Source organism: Corallococcus macrosporus, assembly GCF_017302985.1.
Lineage (GTDB): Bacteria > Myxococcota > Myxococcia > Myxococcales > Myxococcaceae > Corallococcus > Corallococcus macrosporus_A.
In genome coordinates, this window is the sequence record NZ_JAFIMU010000002.1 from 417299 (window position 1) to 435638 (window position 18340).

Sequence of the window (18340 nt, forward strand, 5' to 3'; positions counted from 1 at the left end):
GAAGAACAGAGTCAACCGTGTGTTTGCGCGGGAGATTTCTGGCGGTAGCATCCCCGCCGGTTTCCCCCGAGAGCCGGACGCCCCCTTTGAACTTCACCTGCGACAATTGCCAGAAGCGGTACTCCATTGCGGACGAGAAGGTCCGCGGCAAGACGGTCAAGGTCCGTTGCAAGAACTGCCAGAACGTCATCACCGTGGAAGGGCCCGCCGAGGAGGAGAGCACCCGCGTGGTGTCGCTCGCCGACGTGGAGCGCATCCGGGCCCAGGAGCGTTCGTTGGCGGGGGGTGGCGCCGCCGCCGCGCCTGCGCCCGCTCCGGCACCGGTGGCCGCCGCGGCAGCACCTGCGCCGCTCGCCCGACCTCCTGTGTCGGCTCCCCAGACGCCCTGGGACGATGAGCCCACCCGCACCGCGCCTCCCCGCCAGACGGCCGGGGCGCCGTGGTTCGTGATGGTGCGCAACAAGCAGGAGGGCCCGCTGGACGAGGCGGCCGTGGCCGAGTGGATGGCCGCGGGCACCATCAGCGCGCGCAGCTTCTTCTGGCGCCAGGGCATGCCGGACTGGAAGCGCGGTTCGGACATCCCGGAGCTGGCCGCGCTGCTCGCGCCCGCCGCGCCGCCGGAGCCGCCGCCTCCGCCCCCCGAGCCGCCGCCGGTGGCCGTGGCGCCTCCGCCGCCCGCGCGCGCCGCGCCGCCCGCCCGCCGCGAGCCGGAGCCCCAGCAGCCCTTCTACGCGGAGAACGAGCCCGGTCCCTCCGAGGACGACAACGGCAACTTCGAGCGCGACGGCGACGAGGACGAGGGCACGCTCTTCGGCAACAACCGTCAGGCGTCCGCCCCGGTGCCCACGCCTGCGCCGCGCCGTGCGGTGGCTGCGCCCGTGGACGAGGCGCCCGCGGCGAGCGGCGCGCCCCTCAACGAGCTGTTCTCCGACCTGGACCTGCCCGGCAACCGGGGCGAGGCCTCGGACGAGGAGGACGCCGGTCAGGACGAGACGCGAGAGGATCCGCGTGGCGACGAGGAAGAAGAGGACGCGCGCCAGGTGGACTCGAAGGCCGCGCGCAAGCGTCCGGTGGTGCCCGCGCGCCGTGGCAGCCCGCTGAAGGTGGTGGCGCTGGTGCTGCTGCTGCTCATCGTCCTGCCGGCGGTGGCGCTGTTCGGCCTGTCGGCGGCGGGCATGCTGCCTCCCGCCCTGGCGGACATGGTCAACAAGGTGACCGGCAAGGCGCCGCCGCCGCCCGTGGTTCCGGCTCCGGCGCAGCGTCAGGCCGCTCCCGCGCCGGAGGCCGCCGAGCCCGCCGCGCCTCCGCAGGGCGCCGCGGCGCAGGGTGAGCCCTTGGCTCCGGCGGAAGGCTCCACGCCGTAGACGCTTGGCTGAAGGTGGGCCTGCTTTCCGCGTCATGCGGCGGGCAGGCCCTCCCACCGCGTCCTGTTCCGGCCGGCGGACCCGGCACGTCGAGCAGGGCGCTCCCGTTCCCGCAGCCGGGTGGAAGGTGCACCGCGCGGACGCATCAGCTGCGCGCGCGGGATGCGCCCTGTCCCGGCCCGTCGACGAGGACGCATTGGCGCAGAGGTCGGTGCGTCGCCGCATCAGGCGTGCGCACCGGCTGCGCGTTCGATGCGTCGAACCGGAGGCTCCAGCTCAGAGGTCGAAGTCGCCTGACGGAGGCTTCTTGCCGCGCATCGCGCGTTCCCTCGCGGCGCGGACGTCGGAGCGCAGGGACTCGGTGGCTTCGGCGTCCACCGTTCCTGACTCCAGGTCCACGACGTCGCCTTCGCGCACGCCGGAGGGCAGGGTGCTCAGGGCGCGCGTCACCTGCTGGCCGTCCACCACCAGCACGGCGACGTCGTCCTCGATGCGGTCCACCGTGGCCCTGGACCGGGGCTTCGCCTTCTTCGTCACGGGTCGCAGTCTCCCGCGGGCCTGCGGCCCGACTTCATCGCTTCGTCGCGAGTGCTCCACGTGAGCATGTTCTCCGGGTTGATGAGCTTCACGGCCCGGCAGCTGGCCTTGTGGAAGATGGGCTTGTGCCTGCTCGCGCGGTAGCCGCCCATGGAGGAGCTGGCCGACGAGCGCACCGCCTTCTCCGGCGCCTCCGTCCGCGTGCCCTTGCGCGCGACGGGCAGGTCATCCACGTCCATCACGTTGCTGGCGCGGGCCGAGCTGTTTCGCGGCGCTTCGACGACGCGCGCGGGCTCCGTCCGGACGGCGGGCGGCGGCTCGGTGGGCGGCGGCTTCACCGCCACGGGCGCGGGCTTCGCCGTCCGCACCAGCGCCGGACGCGGATCCAACCCCGGGAAGATGCGCCGCGTGGAGGAGGGCTCTCCCGGTGAAGGACGCTGGAGCGAGAGCTCGAACTGCTTGCCGTCGCTCACCGCGTGCACTTCGCCATTCACATCCGTGCGGAACGCCTTCGCGTCCACGCCGCGCAGCCTCGCGAGGAGCTCCTTCACCTTCGGGTTCTTGCCCAGGCCGTCATCCCCGCTGAGCACCGCCGCCTGGGGCCGCACCTCCTCCAGGTACGCCTGCGAGTTCGCCCCCTCCACGCCGGGCGAGGCGACCTTCAGCAGCGTGGCGGAGGACAGCAGCCCGCGCTCCAGGAGCTGGGTTTCCGTCTCACCGCGCGCGCCACCCGCGAAGATGACCGACGTGTCGTCGTACGTCAGCCGCAGCACGATGGAGTTCGCCGCGTTGCGACCCTCCGCGTCCGAGGCTCCCTTCAGGAGCGGCTCCGCGGGCGCACGAGGCCAGAGCACCGTGAGGTTCACCCCGTCCTCCAGCTTCAGCCGGACCAGCTCCTTGGGCGTGGACGACGATGGCGCGGGCGAGAAGATCGACACCCCTCGCGACCCCAGGGCCGTCAGCAGCGCGTCATAGGTCTTCGACGTGTCCGGCAGCTGCGGCTCCATCAACCGCCGCGCCCCCACGCGCTTGAGCACCGCCTCCAGCGCGCCGTGGTGCTTCGGATCCGGCTGCGTGAGGACCACCAGGTCCAGCTCCCGGCGCAGCAGCTCCGGCAGCCGGTTCACCAGGTGCGACTCGGCGGACGCGGGCCCCGAGTCCACCAGCACCGTGTTGCCCTTGGGCGTGACGATGAGCGCGGCATCCCCCGCGCCCACGTCGAAGAAGTAGACGTGGAGCTTCCCGTCCGGCGCGCCGCCGAAGTAGCGCGACTTCTCCGGGGCCGCTGGGGCGGGCGGCGCGGACGGCTGCTGCTGGCAGGCCAGGGAGGCGAGCAGCAGCCCCACTCCCAGCGCGATGCGGGCCTTCATGGATGACAGTCCTCGGCGGGGCGGCGCTCACGCAGGGCGTCGGCGCGGCTGGAGTAGACGGTGCGCTCGTTCTTCGAGCGCTTCAAGGTCGAGCAGCTCTCGCGGTGGAACACCTTGCTGCCCTTCAGCGACACGTAGCGCTCACCCGTGGCCGAGGGCGCCGCGGGCTCCGCCTGCGTCCGGGGCCGTGACGCGCCGGGCTCCGGTTCCTTCTCCCCGGAGCGGCCGGAGCGGCCGTGGGGCGTGGGCTCGATGGGGCCCAGCGCCACCGGGCTCCCCGCGCGCTGCGTGCCGGACAGGCTCACGGCCCCGGCGGTGCCCTTCGCCGAGCGCAGCGTCACCGTCGTGCCGTCGCTCACCGCCATCACCTCGCCGTCCTGGTCGGTGCGGAAGGTGCGCGTGCGCACGTCCTTCAGCCGGCCCAGGACCTCCGGGCTCGGGTGGCCGTAGTCGTTGCCCACGCCGCAGGAGATGACCGCCGCCTGCGGCTTCACGCGCTCCAGGAAGGCCGCGGTGGAGGAGTGCTTGCCGCCGTGGTGCGCCACCTTCAGCACCGTGGCCGTGAGGTCCACGGGCTTTTGCAGCAGCAGCTCCTCCGTGGGCGGCTCCGAGTCCCCCGTGAAGAGGAACGCCGTCTTCCCATACGTCAGCTTGGTGACGATGGAGTTCGCGTTCGCGTCCGAGCGCGTGTCCGCGAGGAACGTCTCCTGGGGCACGCGCGGCCAGAGCACCGTGAGCGCCACGCCTTCGCCCAGCCCCACGGTGAGCAGTGTCTGGGGCGAGGCCGGGTTGGGCTCCGGGCTCATCACCTGGCCCACCTCCTTGCCCACGAAGTCCAGCAGGTCGCGGTACGCCTCGCTCGGGTGGTCGAAGCCCGGGTCCATGAAGCGCTTCGCGCCCACCGCCTTCACCGCCGCGCGCAGCCCGCCCAGGTGGTCCAGGTGCGGGTGGGTGAGGATGACCAGGTCCAGCGGCCCCTTCACCAATTCGCGCAGCCGCGCCGCCAGCCGCGTGCCGGCCTCCGGGGGCCCGCCGTCGATGAGCACCGTCTTGCCCGTGGGCGACACGATGAGCGCCGCGTCCCCCTGGCCCACGTCGAGGAAGTAGACCGTGAGCCGGCCCGGAGCGGGGGAGGGGAGGCCCGAGGCGGCCGGAGCCGCCGCGTGGCCGGGCACCGCCGCGAGGACGAGGACAAGGAGTGCGAGCAGCCGCGCGAAGACCTTCACGGGTTGGAACTCTACAGCCCCGCTCCCCTTCGCGGCACCCCGTGCGTTGCCGGGCGCGCAGTCCGCCCGCGAGCGCTTCCCCGAGCGCCGGGAGTGGGCTAAGGGGCGCCCCATGCCGTCCGACGCCGAAGCCTTCTTCACCGTCCTGGAAGAGCTGGTCGACCAGGCCCGCCACCGTCTGCACGCCTGGAAGGTCCAGCAGGAAGCGGTGCCCGCGCCCGCCGCCGTGCTGAACGCCGAGCCTCCGCGTCCTCCTGGCGTGAAGACCGCCACCGCGCGCGTGGATCCGGCCACCCTCCAGAAGGCCACGGACCTGGCGCCGTACATCGACCACACGCTGCTCAAGCCCGAGGCTCGCGCCGAGGACGTGGTGCGCGTGGCGGAAGAGGCCCGCCAGTACGGCTTCGCCACCGTGTGCGTGAACAGCTGCCACGTGGCCACCGCCGCGCGCGTGCTGGCCGGTTCGTCCGCCGTGCCCATCGCCGTGGTGGGCTTCCCGCTGGGCGCCGCGCTGTCGTCCGCGAAGGCCTTCGAGGCGCGCGAGGCCATCCGCGCGGGGGCCCGCGAAATCGACATGGTGATCAACCTGGGCGCGCTCAAGGCGCACGACTACCAGCGCGTGCACCAGGACATCGCCGAGGTGGTGCAGGCCAGCCACCCGCTGCCCGTGAAGGTCATCCTGGAGACGGGCCACCTCACGGACGAGGAGAAGGTCATCGCGTGCGCGCTGTCCAAGGCCGCGGGCGCCGCGTTCGTGAAGACGTCCACCGGCTTCGGGCCCGGCGGCGCCACGGTGAAGGACATCGAGCTCATGCGCGCGGTGGTGGGGGACGAGGTGGGCGTGAAGGCCTCCGGGGGCGTGCGCTCCGCGGAGGACGCCGTGAAGCTGATCCGCGCGGGCGCCAACCGCCTGGGCGCCTCCGCGTCCGTGGCCATCGTCACCGGGCAGATCTCCACCGCGCAGTACTGACCCTCTTTTCCGGAGCACGCACCGTGACCCCGAAGCAGCGAGAGGACTTCCTCCAGCAGTTGCTCGCGCTCCACGCGGAGCTGAGCGGGAAGACGCCCCTGCGCATCGAGCCCAACCGCACCGACGAGGCGCGCGTGGGCGGCGACGAGGACGAGCAGCCCCTCAACGAGATGATGCAGACCATCGCGTCCAGCCGGAACCGCAACACCGACGGCACGCTGGCGCGCGTGGTGAAGGCGCTGGGCAAGCTGCGCGAGGACCCGGACTCCTTCGGCGAGTGCGAGGAGTGCGGCGACGAGATTCCGCTGGGCCGGCTCAAGGCCATGCCCTACGCGGAGTTCTGCGTCGCCTGTCAGAACAACAAGGACGGCCCCAAGGGGCCGGTGCGCCGCAAGCACCTCACCGACTACAAGGGCTGAGAGCAGCCCCTTCTCCAACCACGAGGCAACGCGCGATGGACACGACCGGACTGAGGGAGCGGGCGGAGGCCTGGCGCAAGGCGGACCCGGATCCGGAGACCCAGGCGGAGCTGGCCAATGTGCTCGCGAAGCAGGACTGGGCGGACCTGGCGGACCGCTTCGCGCAGGACCTGGAGTTCGGCACCGCGGGCCTGCGCGGCGTGCTGGGCGCCGGCCCCAACCGGATGAACCGCGCCGTCGTGCGCCGCACCACCGCGGGCCTGGCGCGCTACCTCAAGGCCACCGTGCCGGACGTCACCACGCGCGGCGTGGTGGTGGGCCGCGACGCGCGCCGCCTGAGCAAGGAGCTGGCGGAGGACACCGCCGCCGTGTTCGTCGCGGAGGGCATCCCCGCGCACGTCTTCCCGGAGCCGGTGCCCACGCCCGTCACCGCGTTCGCCGTGCTGCACCTCAACGCCGCCGCCGCGGTGATGGTGACCGCCAGCCACAACCCGCCCGAGTACAACGGCTACAAGGTCTACTGGGGCAACGGCGCTCAAATCGTCCCGCCGCAGGACGTGGGCATCGCGGACGCCATCGCGAAGGTGGAGGCCGCGAACGCGGTCCCCCTGCTCACGCCCGCCGAAGGCCGCGCGAAGGGGCTGTGGCGCGACCTGCCGGAGGACGTGGGCAACGCGTACCTGCGCGCCATCCTGGACCTGCGCCTGTACCGCAAGGGCAGCGACACGCTGTCCATCGTCTACACCGCCATGCACGGCGTGGGCGGCGCGTGGGCGGCGCTCGCGCTCAAGGAGGCGGGCTTCCCGCGCGTGACGCCGGTGGCCGAGCAGCAGCAGCCCGACGGCCGCTTCCCCACCGTGCGCTTCCCGAACCCCGAAGAGCCGGGCGCCATGGACCTGTCGCTCGCCACCGCGGAGCGCGTGAAGGCGGACCTGGTGCTCGCGAACGACCCGGACGCGGATCGGCTGGCGGTGATGGCGCGGGATGCCTCCGGGAAGCTGCGCCTGCTCACCGGCAACGAAGTCGGCGTGCTCCTGGGCCACTACGTCCTCACGCAGGGGACGAAGCGCGCGCGCCCGCACGTCGTCACCACCATCGTGTCCTCCACGCAGCTGGGCGAAATCGCGCGCGGGCTGGACGCCGCGTACGACGAGGTGCTCACCGGCTTCAAGTGGATCGCCAACCGCGCGCTGGAGCGCACCGCGAAGGAAGGCACGCAGTTCGTCTTCGGCTACGAGGAGGCGCTCGGCTACACCGTGGGCACCGCCACGCGCGACAAGGACGGTGTGGGCGCGGCGCTGGTGATGGCGGACCTGGCCGCGTGGTGCGAGGCGCGCGGCGTGACGGTGCTGGGCTACCTGGAGGAGATCCAGCGCCGTTTCGGCCTGCACGTGGGCGCCCAGCGCAACGTGACGCTGCCTGGCGCCGCCGGGGCGCAGACCATCCGCGCCATCATGGAGGCCTTCCGCGCGTCTCCGCCGAAGGACATTGGCGGCACCCGCGTGAGCGCCGTGCGCGACTACCAGAAGGGCGAGGGCGGCCTGCCCCCGTCCAACGTCGTCGCCTTCGCGCTGGAGGGCGGCGGCCGCGTCACCCTGCGTCCGTCCGGCACCGAGCCGAAGATCAAATACTACTTCGAGCACAAGGAGACGCCCGGCCCCGGCGAGCCGCTCCCCCAGGCCCGCCAGCGCGCGGAGGCGAAGCTGGGCGCCCTCATCGACGCTTTTCTCGCCCTGGCCCGTGATCGCGGCCAGCCGGCTTGAGTCCTGAGTCCTGAATCACCCTTCAACTCAACCCAACGGGTCGCGTCCCCTGTCGCGGCCCTTCGCTGAAAGGAACCTCGTGAAGCGCTTCATTCCCGGTTTCCTCCTGGCCGTCCTCCTGGCCGTCCCCGGCACCGCGATGGCTCGTGGGCAGGGCTGGTCCCTGCTGGCGGCGGACACCGTCGGCTCGGGCCGCAACATGTTCAGCGCGCAGATTGGCTTCCCGGGCCTGTCGCTGGGCCTCTTGCACGGCGGCTCGGACAACGTCGATATCGGCGGCAAGTTCAGCTTCAACTGGGGCCGCGAGGGCCTGGTGGACGCGTCCGACGCGGGCATCAAGCTCCAGGGCTGGCTGCGCGTGATGATTGCCCAGACGGACAAGGTGTCCCTGGGCATCACCTTCCAGCCGGGGCCGTTCGTCTACTTCCCGCGGGGCAACACGCTCTTCGGCATGGCGCTGCCGGTGGCGTTCGTGGTGGGCATCCCCGTGGGCAGCGCGCTGATGGTCAACGCCGGCATCGACGTGCCGTTCAACGTCTACATCGGCGAGGGCATCGGGCCGGTCATCCCCATCCTCTTCGGAGGCGGCCTGGAGTACTTCGTGAACAACAACCTCAACGTGAACTTCAACCTGCGGCTGGGGCCCTCCATCGTCCCGCGCTTCGACGACAGCTACTTCACGATGGAAGCGCTGGCGGGCGTGGCCTACCGCTTCTAGACAGGCGTCACGCGGGCGGGGACGTGCTTCCCCGCCCGTGTGGTGGCTCCAGCGGCTACCAGGACGACGTCTGCTCCGGCAGCTCCACCGTGAAGGTGCTGCCCAGGTTGACGCGGCTCTTCACGGTCAGCTTGCCGCCCATGCTCTCCACCAGGGTGCGCGCCACCGTGAGGCCCAGGCCCACGCTCTTCTCCGGGGCCTTGGTCGTGTAGTACGGCGAGAAGATGGCCTGCAGCTCGTCCTCGAAGATGCCGATGCCGGTGTCCTTCACGAAGAGCTGGGGACCGAACTCACCGAACATGTCCGGCAGCTCCACGCCCACGTGCACCACGCGCGGCCGGTCCTTCACGTCCTCCACGGCGTCCACCGCGTTGCAGACGAGCTCCGTCACCACCTGCTCCAACTGACGGCGGTTGAAGACCACCGCGATGGGGTCCTCCGGCAGCACCGCGCGCACGTCCGCGCGGCCCAGGCGGCCGGAAGCGCGCAGGCGGGACACCACCTCCGGCACCACCTCCCGCAGGTCGAAGCGCTGGATGTCCTTGGGGCAGCTGGGGCCCAGCGACAGCAGGTGCTGGCCGTGCAGGCGCATCTGCTCGCCGGCCACGCCCAGCTTGAGCAGCTCCTCGGAGTCCGGGGGCAGCCCCTGGCCCGCGCGGGCGCGCACGTGCTCCAGCGCGCGCTGCAGGCCCACGCCCAGCTGGTCCATCTGCGTCGCCAGGTCCGCGGCGAGCGTGCCCACGCGCGCCAGGCGCTCCATGCGCACCCAGCGGGTGCGCGGGTCCTGAAGCACTTCCCGGACGCCGCCCTGCTCGCGGTGCGCCTTGAGCTCCAGCAGGGTGTGGACGCGCACCTTCAGCTCCAGCGGGTCCAGCGGTTCGGTCGTCAGCAAGTCGTCCACACCTGCCTCCAGCACCTCGCGGCGCGTCTGGCGGTCCGCGGAAGGCGTGAGCATGAGGATGGGGAACTGCGGCGGGGACAGCTCCTCGCGAAGGCGCCGGTACGCGGCCAGGCCCACCGTGCGGGCGCGGTCCACGTCCAGCAGCACCAGGTCCGCGGAGTGGCGGGACACCGCCTCCAGCGCGGCCGTCGTCCCGCTCGCGGGCAGCACGTCGTAGCCGGCCGGCGTCAGGATGGAGCGCACCCGCTCCACTCCGCCGGACTCCACGTCGACCGCGATCACGCGCGGGCGCTGGGGTGACGTCGAGCCTGTTCCCGTCGTCTGCATGTTCACGCCACCCCGGCCTGGAAACCGGATCCGCTTCCGCCCGGAGGCGGTGTGTCGAATCCGGGGGACCGCGTCCCGGAACCGGACAGGGCCAGGTGCCGCCCCTGCTCGATGTCCGTTGCGCAATCCGACATGGGCGCACTCCCTTGCCAGCGCCGTGCCGGACGTCCACCCGAAGCCAGATCAGCCCACACTGGAAACGCAGAAAAACACGCACCAGTAAGGTCAGGGGGTTGGCGGATCGCCCGGGAATGACCAGACGCATCAGGACAGGTGACCGCTTCAGATTTGACGGGTCGGACCTGACCAAAAGTGGAATCCGACCCGGGTCCTGGAATACCCGGACCCTCTCAAAATGGTCAGCGGGATTCCTGCTCGTAGGGGGTGCCCAGCGCGGCCGGGGCATGGCCCCGCTGACCCTGGAGGGCGAGGACGAGGAGGGTCAACAGGTAGGGCAGCGCGAGCAGGAAGCCCTGGGGGACCAGGTCCAGGAGCCAGGGGGCGCTGGAGGCCAGGCCGATCCGCAGCGCGTTGCCGAAGGCGAAGAAGAGCGCGGCGGCGAAGGCCCCCAGCGGCGTCCAGCGGCCGAACACCATGGCGGCCAGGGCCATGAAGCCCAGGCCCGCGGGGGTGTGCTGCTCGAAGCGGTCCAGGACGGCGGTGGACAGCACCGCGCCGCCCAGGCCCGCCATCATCCCGCCGCCCAGCACCGCGCCCCAGCGCAGCGCGGGCACGGACAGGCCCAGCGTGGCCACCGCGTGCGGCTTGTCACCCACGGCGCGCAGGCGCAGGCCCAGCGGGGTGCGCGACAGGAGCAGGTGGAAGAGGAAGGGCAGGGTGAGCGCCAGGTACGTGGGCGCCGCGTGGCCGGACAGCGCGCCCACGAGCGGCACGTGGGACAGGCCCGGGAGGTTCCAGCGCGACAGCTGGGTGATGGCGGGCGTGCCGTTGGGGCCGTAGAGCGACTCCAGGAGGAAGGTGCCTCCCGCCATGGCCACCAGGTTGAGGGCCATGCCGGAGACGACCTGATCCGACCGCCAGCGGATGCTCAGGAAGCCGTGCACCGCGGCGATGCCCGCGCCCGCGGCCATGCCCACGAGCACCGCGAGCGGCGTGGGCATCACGAGCGCCGCGACGGCCGCGCAGAAGGCGCCGGTGCGCATCATGCCCTCCACGCCCACGCTCACCACGCCGGCGCGCTCGGAGAGCATGGCGCCCAGCGCGGCGAACACCAGGGCGGGGGCCGCGTCCAGGGTGGAGAAGAGGAGCGAGTGGAGCACCTCAAGCACGGGGCACCTCGACTCCCGCCTGGGGGGCCTGGGGCGGGGCCGGGGGCTGTGCCTGGGCCAGGGCGCGCTTCTGGCGCCGGTCCAGCAGCGCGAGCCACACCATGCGGCCGGCGACGAAGAGCAGCGCGAAGCCCTGGATGAGCTCCGGGAAGCTCTTGTGCACGCCGAGCAGCTGCATGCGCGTGCCGCCCGCGCGCAGGATACCGAAGACGGCAGCCGACAGCGCCGCGCCCAGCGGGTGGTTGTTGCCGATGAGCGCGATGGCGATGCCGTCGAAGCCGTAGGGCGCGCCCAGCGAGCCCGGGTAGCGCCCCTCCGTGCCCAGCACCAGCACCGCGCCGGCCAGGCCCGCCAGCGCGCCCGCGAGCGCCATGGCCCCGCCCGCGCGCCACAGCGTGGGGATGCCCGCGGCCCGGGCTGCTTCCGGCGTGAGGCCCACGGCGCGCGTCTCGTAGCCGGAGCGCGTGCGGGACAGCCACACCCAGACGCCCAGCGCGGCGGCCAGCGCCAGCGGGAAGCCCAGGTTGAGGCGCGAGCTGTCCCCCAGCAGCCGGGGCAGCTGCGCGGTGGGGAGGATTTCGGCGGTGCCGGTGATGGACGACGCGCCCTCCGCCACGGCGCGCAGCGGGCCGATGACGAGCCAGTTGTCCACCAGGCTCACCGCCACCCAGTTGAGCATGATGGTGGAGATGACCTCGTGCACGCCGCGCTTGAGCTTCAGCACGCCCGCGATGCTGGCCCACGCCGCGCCCGCGACGGCGGCGGCGAGGAGGGCCAGCGGGACGTGGAGCACGCCCGGCAGCGACACGTGCGCGCCCACGAGCGCCGCGGCCAGCGCGCCCCAGATCATCTGGCCCTGCGCGCCGATGTTGAACAGGCCGACCTTGAAGGCCACCGCGACTGACAGGCCGGTGAGGGTGAGCAGCGCGGCCTTCATCGCGGCCTCGCCCAGGGGGCGCAGCACGGCCGTGTCGCTGCCGCCGTCCAGGAACGCGGGCCAGTTGCCCACGCCGCCCCAGAGCATCTGGAGGTAGGCGCGCGTGGCGGTGTCCGCGTCGCGCGTGAGGGCGATGGTCAGCCAGCACACCGCGAGCGCCAGCAGCACGGAGAGCACCGACGGCAGCACCTGCCGCGTCCGCTCACCCATGGCTTCCCTCCGCGCCCAGCATGCGGCGGCCCAGCTCGCGCTCGTCCAGGTGCTCGCGCGTGAAGTGCCCCGTCACGCGGCCCTCGTAGAGGACGTAGACGCGGTCGGACAGGGCCAGCACTTCCTCCAGGTCCAGCGACACCATCACCACTCCCGCACCCCGGGCCTTCGCCTCGCGAAGCCGCGCGTGCACCTGCGCCACCGCGCCAATGTCCAGCCCGCGCGTGGGCTGCACGACGACGAGCAGCCTCGGCTCCGCGTCCAGCTCGCGCGCCACCACGACCTTCTGCTGGTTGCCGCCGGACAGCGCCTGGAGCGCCACCGTCGGGTCGGGCGGGCGCACGTCGTAGGTGCTCAGCAACTGGTTCGTGCGGTCGCGGCGGCCCTTGAAGTCCACCCACGGCCCGCGAGCGAACGGCGGCTGCCGGTGCCGGCCCAGGGCCACGTTCTCCTCCACCGTCATCGCCTTGACCACCGCGCGAGCCAGGCGGTCCTCGGGGACGTGGCCCACGCCGCGCGCCTTGGCCAGCGCCGGGGTGAGCCCCGCGAGGGGACCGCCCAGCAGCGTGCCCTCGCCGCCGTCCAGCTTGCGCAGGCCCGTGAGCACCTCCGCCAGCTCCCGCTGCCCGTTGCCATCCACCCCGGCGATGCCGACGATTTCCCCCGCGCGCACGGTGAGGCTCACGCCCTGGAGCGCGGGACGGCCGCTCTCGCCCGTGGCCCGCAGGTCCTTCGCTTCGAGCACGACCGGGCCCGTCACCGCCGTGGGCGCGTGCGGTTCCACGGGCGCGGGGGGCAGTGACGCCGTCGCGCCGGTGGTGCCGGTGCCCGCCAGGCCGGCGGTCGCGGCAGCCGTCGCGGGCACGCCGGTCAGCGCGGCACCCCTCGAACTCTCGCCCACCATCAGCGTGGCCAGCTCGGAGACGGTGGTCTCGCTGGGGCGCACCTCCGCCACGGTGCGGCCCCGGCGCATCACCGCCACGCGGTCCGCCACGCCCAGCACTTCCTTCAGCTTGTGACTGATGAGCACCACCGTGCGGCCCTGCGCCACCAGCCCGCGCATCACCTGCGACAGCTCGTCCGACTCCTGCGGCGTGAGCACGGCGGTGGGCTCGTCCAGGATGAGCACCTGCGCGCCCCGGTGCAGCGCCTTGACGATCTCCACCTTCTGCTGCGAGCCCACCGTGAGCGTGTCCACGCGGGCGCGCGGATCCAACTGGAAGCCGAAGCGCTTCGCCGTGGCCGCGACCTCGTCACAGGCGCGGTCCAGGTCCAGCAGGCCGCGCCTGGTGGGCTCGCGGCCCAGCACCACGTTCTCCGCCACCGTCAGCGTGGGCACGAGCATGAAGTGCTGGTGCACCATGCCGATGCCCCGGGCGATGGCGTCGCGCGGGCTCTTGAAGCGCACCGGCTTGCCGTCCATGTGAAATGTGCCCGCGTCCGGGTGGTAGAGCCCGTAGAGCACGTTCATCAGGCTGGACTTGCCCGCGCCGTTCTCGCCCACCACGGCGAGCAGCTCACCCGGGCGGATGTCCAGCGACGCGTCCTCCAGGGACACGCACGACCCGAAGCGCTTCGCGATGTGCTGGAGGGAGATCAGGGCTGCGCGACCTGGAAGGAGGACAGCTCCGCCTGCGTGCCCGGCACGGAAAGCTTCCCGGCGAGGATCTGCTGCCGCAGCGCCTCCACCTTCTGGAGCGCCTCCGCCTTGCCCGGGAACTCCACGCGCACGTCCGCCATGCCCACGCCGTTCTCCTTGAGGCCCAGCACCTGCTCACCCGCCGTCAGCTTGCCGTCCACCAGGTCCTTCGCCGCCTGATACACGGCCAGGTCGCTGTGCTTCACCATGGACGTGAGGATGGCGTCTGGCGCCAGGTGGGACTGATCCGAGTCCACGCCGATGGCGAACACCGTCTTGCCCGCCGCCCGCGCCTCCTTCACCGCCTGGATGACGCCCAGTCCGTCCGTCCCCGCCGCGTGGAAGATGACGTCCGCGCCCTTGGCGATGAGGTCCTGCGCCACCTCCTTGCCCGCGGACACGCTGTTGAAGCTGCCCGTGTACACGCCCATCAGCGCGTCCGCCGCCTTCGCGTTCGTGGTGCGCACGCCCGCGCGGTAGCCCACGTCGAAGCGCTTGATGAGGGGGACTTCAATGCCGCCCACGAAGCCCACCTTGTTCGTCTTCGTCACCAGCCCCGCCAGCGCGCCCACGAGGAAGCTGCCCTCCTGCTCCTTGAAGAGCACCGTGCGCACGTTGGGCAGCGACTTGGGCTTGCCCTGCGCGTCCAGCAACTGGCTGTCGATGAGCAGGAACTTCGCGTCCGGGTTTTCGGTGGCCACGTCACGCACCGCGTTGGCCAGCAGGTATCCGTTGCCGATGGTCAGCTTCGCGCCCTGCTCCACGAGCAGCTGGAGGTTGGGGGCGTAGTCCTCCTGCGCCTTGCTCTGGAGCACCAGCGGCTGCACCGGCAGCGGCTTCACTTCCGGTGCGAGCGCCGCGAGGTCGGAGGAGATGGACTGACGCACTTCGCCAGCGGGGGCGTCCACGTACTTGCCGCCCTCGTACTTCTTGCCGGCGGCCCACAGCTCCAGGCCGCGCAGGGCCGCGTCGTTGAACGAGTGGTCACCCCGGCCGCCCACGTCGATGACGAGCCCCACGACGACGGGTTTTCCCTCGGAGGGCTTCGTGGCGGTGGAGGCCTGGGCAGGCGCCTTGGGGGCGTCCTCGGACTTCTTGGAACAGGCGCACAGGAGCGCGGCCAGGGCGAGCACGTGGAGTCGACGGAGCATCATGGGGCTGGCTATCTACCAGATGCGGCCAGGGCTTTCCTTCTGCTATGGCCTTGCCCCGTGCAACCCTACGAGCTCATCAAGGCCAAGCGCGACGGCGGCAAGCTGGACCCGTCCGACATCCAGGCGTTCATCCAGGCGTACACCGCCGGCACCGTGGCCGACTACCAGATGGCCGCCATGTGCATGGCCATCTTCTTCAAGGGGCTGGACTCCCGGGAGCTGGGGGCGTGGGCCCGCGCGATGCTCCACTCCGGTGAGGTCCTGGACCTCTCCGACACGCCGGCCATCAAGGTGGACAAGCACTCCACGGGCGGCGTGGGCGACAAGGTGTCCCTGAGCCTCGCGCCCCTGGCGGCCGCCTGCGGCGTGCCCGTCCCCATGATCTCCGGCCGCGGCCTGGGTCACACCGGCGGCACCCTGGACAAGCTGGAGTCCATCCCCGGCTTCAACGTGAACCTGTCCACCGCGGACTACCGCCGGCTGGTGCGCGAGGTGGGGTGCTGCCTCATCGGCCAGACGGCCCAGGTGGCCCCGGCCGACAAGAAGCTCTACGCGCTGCGCGACGTGACGGCGACGGTGGACTGCATCCCGCTCATCGCGTCGTCCATCATGAGCAAGAAGCTGGCGGAGGGCATCGACGCGCTGGTGCTCGACGTGAAGGTGGGCAGCGGCGCCTTCATGAAGACGGCGGACGACGCGCGCGTGCTGGCCCGGACCATGATTGGCCTGGGCGCGGAGATGAACCGCAAGGTCGTGGCCCTGCTCACGGACATGGATCAGCCCCTGGGCCGCCAGGTGGGCAACGCCCTGGAGGTCCGCGAGGCCGTGGACATGCTCCGTGGCGACGCGCCCGACGACTACACGGAGATCACCTACGCCCTGACGGCGGAGATGCTGGTGCTGGGTAGGAAGGCCGCCAACGTGGAGGAGGCGCGCGGGATGCTGCGCCGCTCCGTGGAGGACGGCAGCGCCATCCAGAAGCTCAAGGAGATCGTCCAGTCGCAGGGCGGCGACCCGCGCTCCATCGACGACTATTCGCTGCTGCCCACCGCGAAGGCCACGACGGACGTGGTGGCGCCGCGCGACGGCTTCGTCACCGGCATCCACACGGAAGGCGTGGGGCTGGCGGCGGTGGCGCTGGGCGCGGGGCGGCAGCGCGTGGACAGCAAGATCGACCCGGCCGTGGGCTTCACGCTGCTCAAGAAGGTGGGGGACGCGGTGAAGCAGGGCGAGCCCGTGGTGCAGGTGCACTACAACGACGCGAAGCCCGTGGAGGACGTGAAGGCGCGGCTGCTCGCGGCCTACCGGTTTGGCGACCGGGCGCCCGCGGCCCGCCCGCTGGTGCTGGAGCGGCTGGAGTAGTTAGCCCATCCCCATGGCCCCCACGTTCCGCGAGCTGCTGTCCGAGGTGAAGAAGGAGATCCGCGAGGTCTCCCACGAGCACGTCCGCCAACTGCTGGTGACGGGCGCGAAGGTGAAGCTCGTGGACGTGCGCGAGGCCGACGAGTACGCCGGGGGCCGGCTCCCCGGCGCGGTGCACATCCCCCGGGGCTACCTGGAGCTGCGCATCGAGGAGAAGGCGGACCGCGACGAGGAGCTGGTCCTCTACTGCGCGGGCGGCACCCGGTCCGCGCTCGCGGCCCGCACGCTGCGGGACCTGGGCTACACGCGCGTGTCGTCGCTCGCGGGCGGCTACAACCGCTGGAGCGACGCGGCCTTCCCGGTGGAGAAGCCCGTCGTCCTCTCCGCCGAGCAGAAGGAGCGCTACCGCCGCCACCTCATCCTCCCGGAGGTGGGGGAGGAGGGGCAGGCGAAGCTGCTCAAGTCGAGGGTGCTGCTGCTGGGCGCGGGCGGGCTGGGCTCACCCGCGGCGCTGTACCTGGCGGCGGCGGGCGTGGGCACGCTGGGCGTGGTGGACGCGGACGTGGTGGACCTGAGCAACCTCCAGCGGCAGGTGCTGCACACCCTGGAGCGCCGGGGCCAGCCCAAGGTCCAGAGCGCGAAGGCGGCCCTCGAGGCGCTCAACCCGGACGTGAAGGTGGTGCCCTTCCAGGAGCGGCTCACCAGCGCCAACGTGGAGCGCATCCTCGCGGACTTCGACGTCGTGCTGGACGGCGGGGACAACTTCCCCACGCGCTACCTGCTCAACGACGCGTGCGTGCGCATGGGGATGCCCAACGTGCACGGCTCCGTGTTCCGCTTCGAGGGCCAGGTGACGACCTTCGTCCCCGGCCAGGGGCCCTGCTACCGCTGCCTCTACCCCGCGCCGCCCCCGCCGGAGCTGGCGCCCTCCTGCGCGGAAGCCGGCGTGCTGGGCGTGCTGCCGGGGACCATCGGGATGCTCCAGGCCACGGAGGCCCTGAAGCTGCTGCTCGGGGTGGGGGAGACGCTCGTGGGGCGGCTGCTCACCTTCGACGCGCTGGGCACGCGCTTCCAGGAGCTCAAGCTGCGCCGGGACCCGGAGTGCCCCGTGTGCGCGCCGGGGGCGAAGGTGGAGCTCATCGATTACGAGCAGTTCTGCGCCACGGGGGCCTGAAGGGCGCCGGTGGATGCATTTTCAGGGGCAACGGATTCGACCGGCCCGCGTATGATGCCGCCAGCCTGGACCCTGGGGCGGTGGTGGAACGCGACCCGGGTCGGATACGAGAGCGGCAGCGGCAGGGAGACGACGGCGATGTCCGAGCAGAACGAGAACCAGGACACCAGGACGGGAGAGGACCGGCGCGACTCGCCCCGCGTCCCCATGCGCCTGAAGGTCGGCTGGGACGGGGCGGATGGTTTCCTGGAGCGTGCGGGGGACCTGTCCCTGGGCGGTGTGGGCTGGGTGGGCGAAGCCCTGGACGAGGGGAAGGACGTGATGGTGCGCTTCACGTTGCCCTCGGCCTCCGAAGAGGCGGTGGTGAAGGGCAAGGTGCTGGCTCCGAAGGCCGGCATGTCCGGCCCGGTGGTGCGCGTGCGCTTCGTGGACCTGCCGGTGGAGCTGGAGCTGGCCATCGCCCGGCACCTGGACGAGCAGAGCAAGGACGAACCCCGGGGCGCCCGCTAGGGCGTTATCGGGATGGACGGGCGCCGGTGGACGGCGTCCGACGTGAAGGAGGGCGGCATGGCGGACGAGATTCCCTGGGAGCGGCTGTTCGAGGAGGCCCTGCGGGTGCGTCAGCGCGCGCACGTGCCGTACTCGAAGTTCCCCGTGGGGGCCGCCGTGCTGTACGCGGACGGCTCCATCGTGGCCGGCTGCAACGTGGAGAACGCCACCTACGGCCTCACCGTCTGCGCGGAGCGCAACGCGTTCGTCGCGGGCGTGGCCCAGGGCCGTGAGAAGCCGGTGGCCGTGGCCGTCGTCGTGGACACCCCGGAGCCCTGTCCTCCCTGTGGCATGTGCCGCCAGGTGATGGCCGAGTTCGCCGGGCCGGACCTTCCGGTGCGAAGCCGCACCCTGAACGGGCAGGAGGCGCGCTATCCGCTCAGCGAGCTGCTGCCGCACGCCTTCACCCGTTCCTTCCTCTAGGACCTCTC

17 protein-coding genes are annotated in these 18340 nt (G+C 72.1%); 9 read left to right on the forward strand and 8 right to left on the reverse strand.

All coding sequences use genetic code 11. The features are described from left to right. The first annotated feature begins 86 nt into the window (after nucleotides 1-86). Complete coding sequence (locus JYK02_RS02100; protein ID WP_207048171.1) at nucleotides 87-1364, forward strand: GYF domain-containing protein; 1278 nt, start codon at nucleotides 87-89, stop codon at nucleotides 1362-1364. Between the two features lie 276 nt (nucleotides 1365-1640). Here JYK02_RS02100 and JYK02_RS02105 read toward each other — a convergent pair whose 3' ends face one another. The 3 genes from JYK02_RS02105 to JYK02_RS02115 are packed head-to-tail and all read right to left on the reverse strand — an operon-like array spanning nucleotide 1641 to nucleotide 4497. Next, nucleotides 1641-1901, reverse strand: a complete 261-nt coding sequence (locus JYK02_RS02105; RefSeq protein WP_207048172.1) for a DUF3006 family protein — start codon at nucleotides 1899-1901, stop codon at nucleotides 1641-1643. Beyond that, nucleotides 1898-3271, reverse strand: coding sequence for a ComEC/Rec2 family competence protein (locus tag JYK02_RS02110; protein ID WP_207048173.1), 1374 nt, complete (start codon nucleotides 3269-3271; stop codon nucleotides 1898-1900). Before JYK02_RS02110 ends, JYK02_RS02105 begins: the two co-directional genes overlap by 4 nt. Then, a complete protein-coding gene (locus tag JYK02_RS02115) occupies nucleotides 3268-4497 on the reverse strand; it encodes an MBL fold metallo-hydrolase (RefSeq protein ID WP_207048174.1) in 1230 nt (409 codons plus the stop codon). Before JYK02_RS02115 ends, JYK02_RS02110 begins: the two co-directional genes overlap by 4 nt. A gap of 112 nt (nucleotides 4498-4609) precedes the next feature. Here JYK02_RS02115 and deoC point away from each other — a divergent pair, with 112 nt between their 5' ends. The 4 genes from deoC (at nucleotide 4610) to JYK02_RS02135 (ending at nucleotide 8367) form a co-directional block, all read left to right on the forward strand. Further along, the gene (gene deoC, locus JYK02_RS02120) at nucleotides 4610-5467 is read left to right on the forward strand and encodes a deoxyribose-phosphate aldolase (protein ID WP_207048175.1); all 858 of its coding nucleotides are present in this window, start codon (nucleotides 4610-4612) and stop codon (nucleotides 5465-5467) included. Nucleotides 5468-5490: 23 nt separating this feature from the next. Continuing rightward, nucleotides 5491-5886: a TraR/DksA C4-type zinc finger protein gene (locus JYK02_RS02125; protein ID WP_207048176.1), complete on the forward strand. Its 396-nt coding sequence runs from the start codon at nucleotides 5491-5493 to the stop codon at nucleotides 5884-5886. 35 nt (nucleotides 5887-5921) lie between these two features. Then, on the forward strand, nucleotides 5922-7649 hold the full coding sequence (locus tag JYK02_RS02130; RefSeq protein WP_207048177.1) for a phospho-sugar mutase: 1728 nt from the start codon (nucleotides 5922-5924) through the stop codon (nucleotides 7647-7649). A gap of 79 nt (nucleotides 7650-7728) precedes the next feature. Beyond that, nucleotides 7729-8367 carry a hypothetical protein gene (locus JYK02_RS02135; protein WP_207048178.1) on the forward strand — a complete coding sequence of 213 codons (639 nt, stop codon included), beginning with the start codon at nucleotides 7729-7731 and terminating at the stop codon, nucleotides 8365-8367. 55 nt (nucleotides 8368-8422) lie between these two features. Here JYK02_RS02135 and JYK02_RS02140 read toward each other — a convergent pair whose 3' ends face one another. The 5 genes from JYK02_RS02140 to JYK02_RS02160 form a co-directional block, all read right to left on the reverse strand. Beyond that, nucleotides 8423-9550, reverse strand: a complete 1128-nt coding sequence (locus tag JYK02_RS02140; protein WP_347402410.1) for a sensor histidine kinase — start codon at nucleotides 9548-9550, stop codon at nucleotides 8423-8425. Between the two features lie 404 nt (nucleotides 9551-9954). Beyond that, nucleotides 9955-10884 carry an ABC transporter permease subunit gene (locus tag JYK02_RS02145; protein ID WP_207048180.1) on the reverse strand — a complete coding sequence of 310 codons (930 nt, stop codon included), beginning with the start codon at nucleotides 10882-10884 and terminating at the stop codon, nucleotides 9955-9957. After that, the gene (locus JYK02_RS02150; protein WP_207048181.1) at nucleotides 10877-12031 is read right to left on the reverse strand and encodes an ABC transporter permease; all 1155 of its coding nucleotides are present in this window, start codon (nucleotides 12029-12031) and stop codon (nucleotides 10877-10879) included. Before JYK02_RS02150 ends, JYK02_RS02145 begins: the two co-directional genes overlap by 8 nt. Next, nucleotides 12024-13589, reverse strand: coding sequence for an ATP-binding cassette domain-containing protein (locus JYK02_RS02155; RefSeq protein WP_207048182.1), 1566 nt, complete (start codon nucleotides 13587-13589; stop codon nucleotides 12024-12026). Before JYK02_RS02155 ends, JYK02_RS02150 begins: the two co-directional genes overlap by 8 nt. A 38-nt stretch (nucleotides 13590-13627) precedes the next feature. Continuing rightward, nucleotides 13628-14821 (reverse strand): BMP family lipoprotein, encoded by a 1194-nt coding sequence (locus JYK02_RS02160; protein WP_207048658.1) that lies wholly within the window; start codon nucleotides 14819-14821, stop codon nucleotides 13628-13630. Between the two features lie 60 nt (nucleotides 14822-14881). Between JYK02_RS02160 and JYK02_RS02165 the strand changes: the two genes are divergently transcribed. The 4 genes from JYK02_RS02165 (at nucleotide 14882) to JYK02_RS02180 (ending at nucleotide 18332) form a co-directional block, all read left to right on the forward strand. Next, complete coding sequence (locus JYK02_RS02165; protein WP_207048183.1) at nucleotides 14882-16186, forward strand: thymidine phosphorylase; 1305 nt, start codon at nucleotides 14882-14884, stop codon at nucleotides 16184-16186. Between the two features lie 13 nt (nucleotides 16187-16199). Next, nucleotides 16200-17360, forward strand: coding sequence for a molybdopterin-synthase adenylyltransferase MoeB (moeB, locus tag JYK02_RS02170; protein WP_207048184.1), 1161 nt, complete (start codon nucleotides 16200-16202; stop codon nucleotides 17358-17360). Nucleotides 17361-17498: 138 nt separating this feature from the next. After that, nucleotides 17499-17870, forward strand: coding sequence for a PilZ domain-containing protein (locus JYK02_RS02175; RefSeq protein ID WP_207048185.1), 372 nt, complete (start codon nucleotides 17499-17501; stop codon nucleotides 17868-17870). Between the two features lie 57 nt (nucleotides 17871-17927). Then, a complete protein-coding gene (locus JYK02_RS02180; protein WP_014398972.1) occupies nucleotides 17928-18332 on the forward strand; it encodes a cytidine deaminase in 405 nt (134 codons plus the stop codon). The last annotated feature ends 8 nt before the right edge of the window (nucleotides 18333-18340 follow it).

What these genes read in the sequence shown, in the direction of transcription:
- JYK02_RS02110 (WP_207048173.1), bottom strand. Translation starts at nt 3,271, where the DNA reads ATGAAGGCCCGCATCGCGCTGGGAGTGGGGCTGCTGCTCGCCTCCCTG.
- deoC (WP_207048175.1), top strand. Translation starts at nt 4,610, where the DNA reads ATGCCGTCCGACGCCGAAGCCTTCTTCACCGTCCTGGAAGAGCTGGTC.
- JYK02_RS02130 (WP_207048177.1), top strand. Translation starts at nt 5,922, where the DNA reads ATGGACACGACCGGACTGAGGGAGCGGGCGGAGGCCTGGCGCAAGGCG.
- JYK02_RS02150 (WP_207048181.1), bottom strand. Translation starts at nt 12,031, where the DNA reads ATGGGTGAGCGGACGCGGCAGGTGCTGCCGTCGGTGCTCTCCGTGCTG.
- JYK02_RS02160 (WP_207048658.1), bottom strand. Translation starts at nt 14,821, where the DNA reads ATGCTCCGTCGACTCCACGTGCTCGCCCTGGCCGCGCTCCTGTGCGCC.
- moeB (WP_207048184.1), top strand. Translation starts at nt 16,200, where the DNA reads ATGGCCCCCACGTTCCGCGAGCTGCTGTCCGAGGTGAAGAAGGAGATC.
- JYK02_RS02175 (WP_207048185.1), top strand. Translation starts at nt 17,499, where the DNA reads ATGTCCGAGCAGAACGAGAACCAGGACACCAGGACGGGAGAGGACCGG.
- JYK02_RS02180 (WP_014398972.1), top strand. Translation starts at nt 17,928, where the DNA reads ATGGCGGACGAGATTCCCTGGGAGCGGCTGTTCGAGGAGGCCCTGCGG.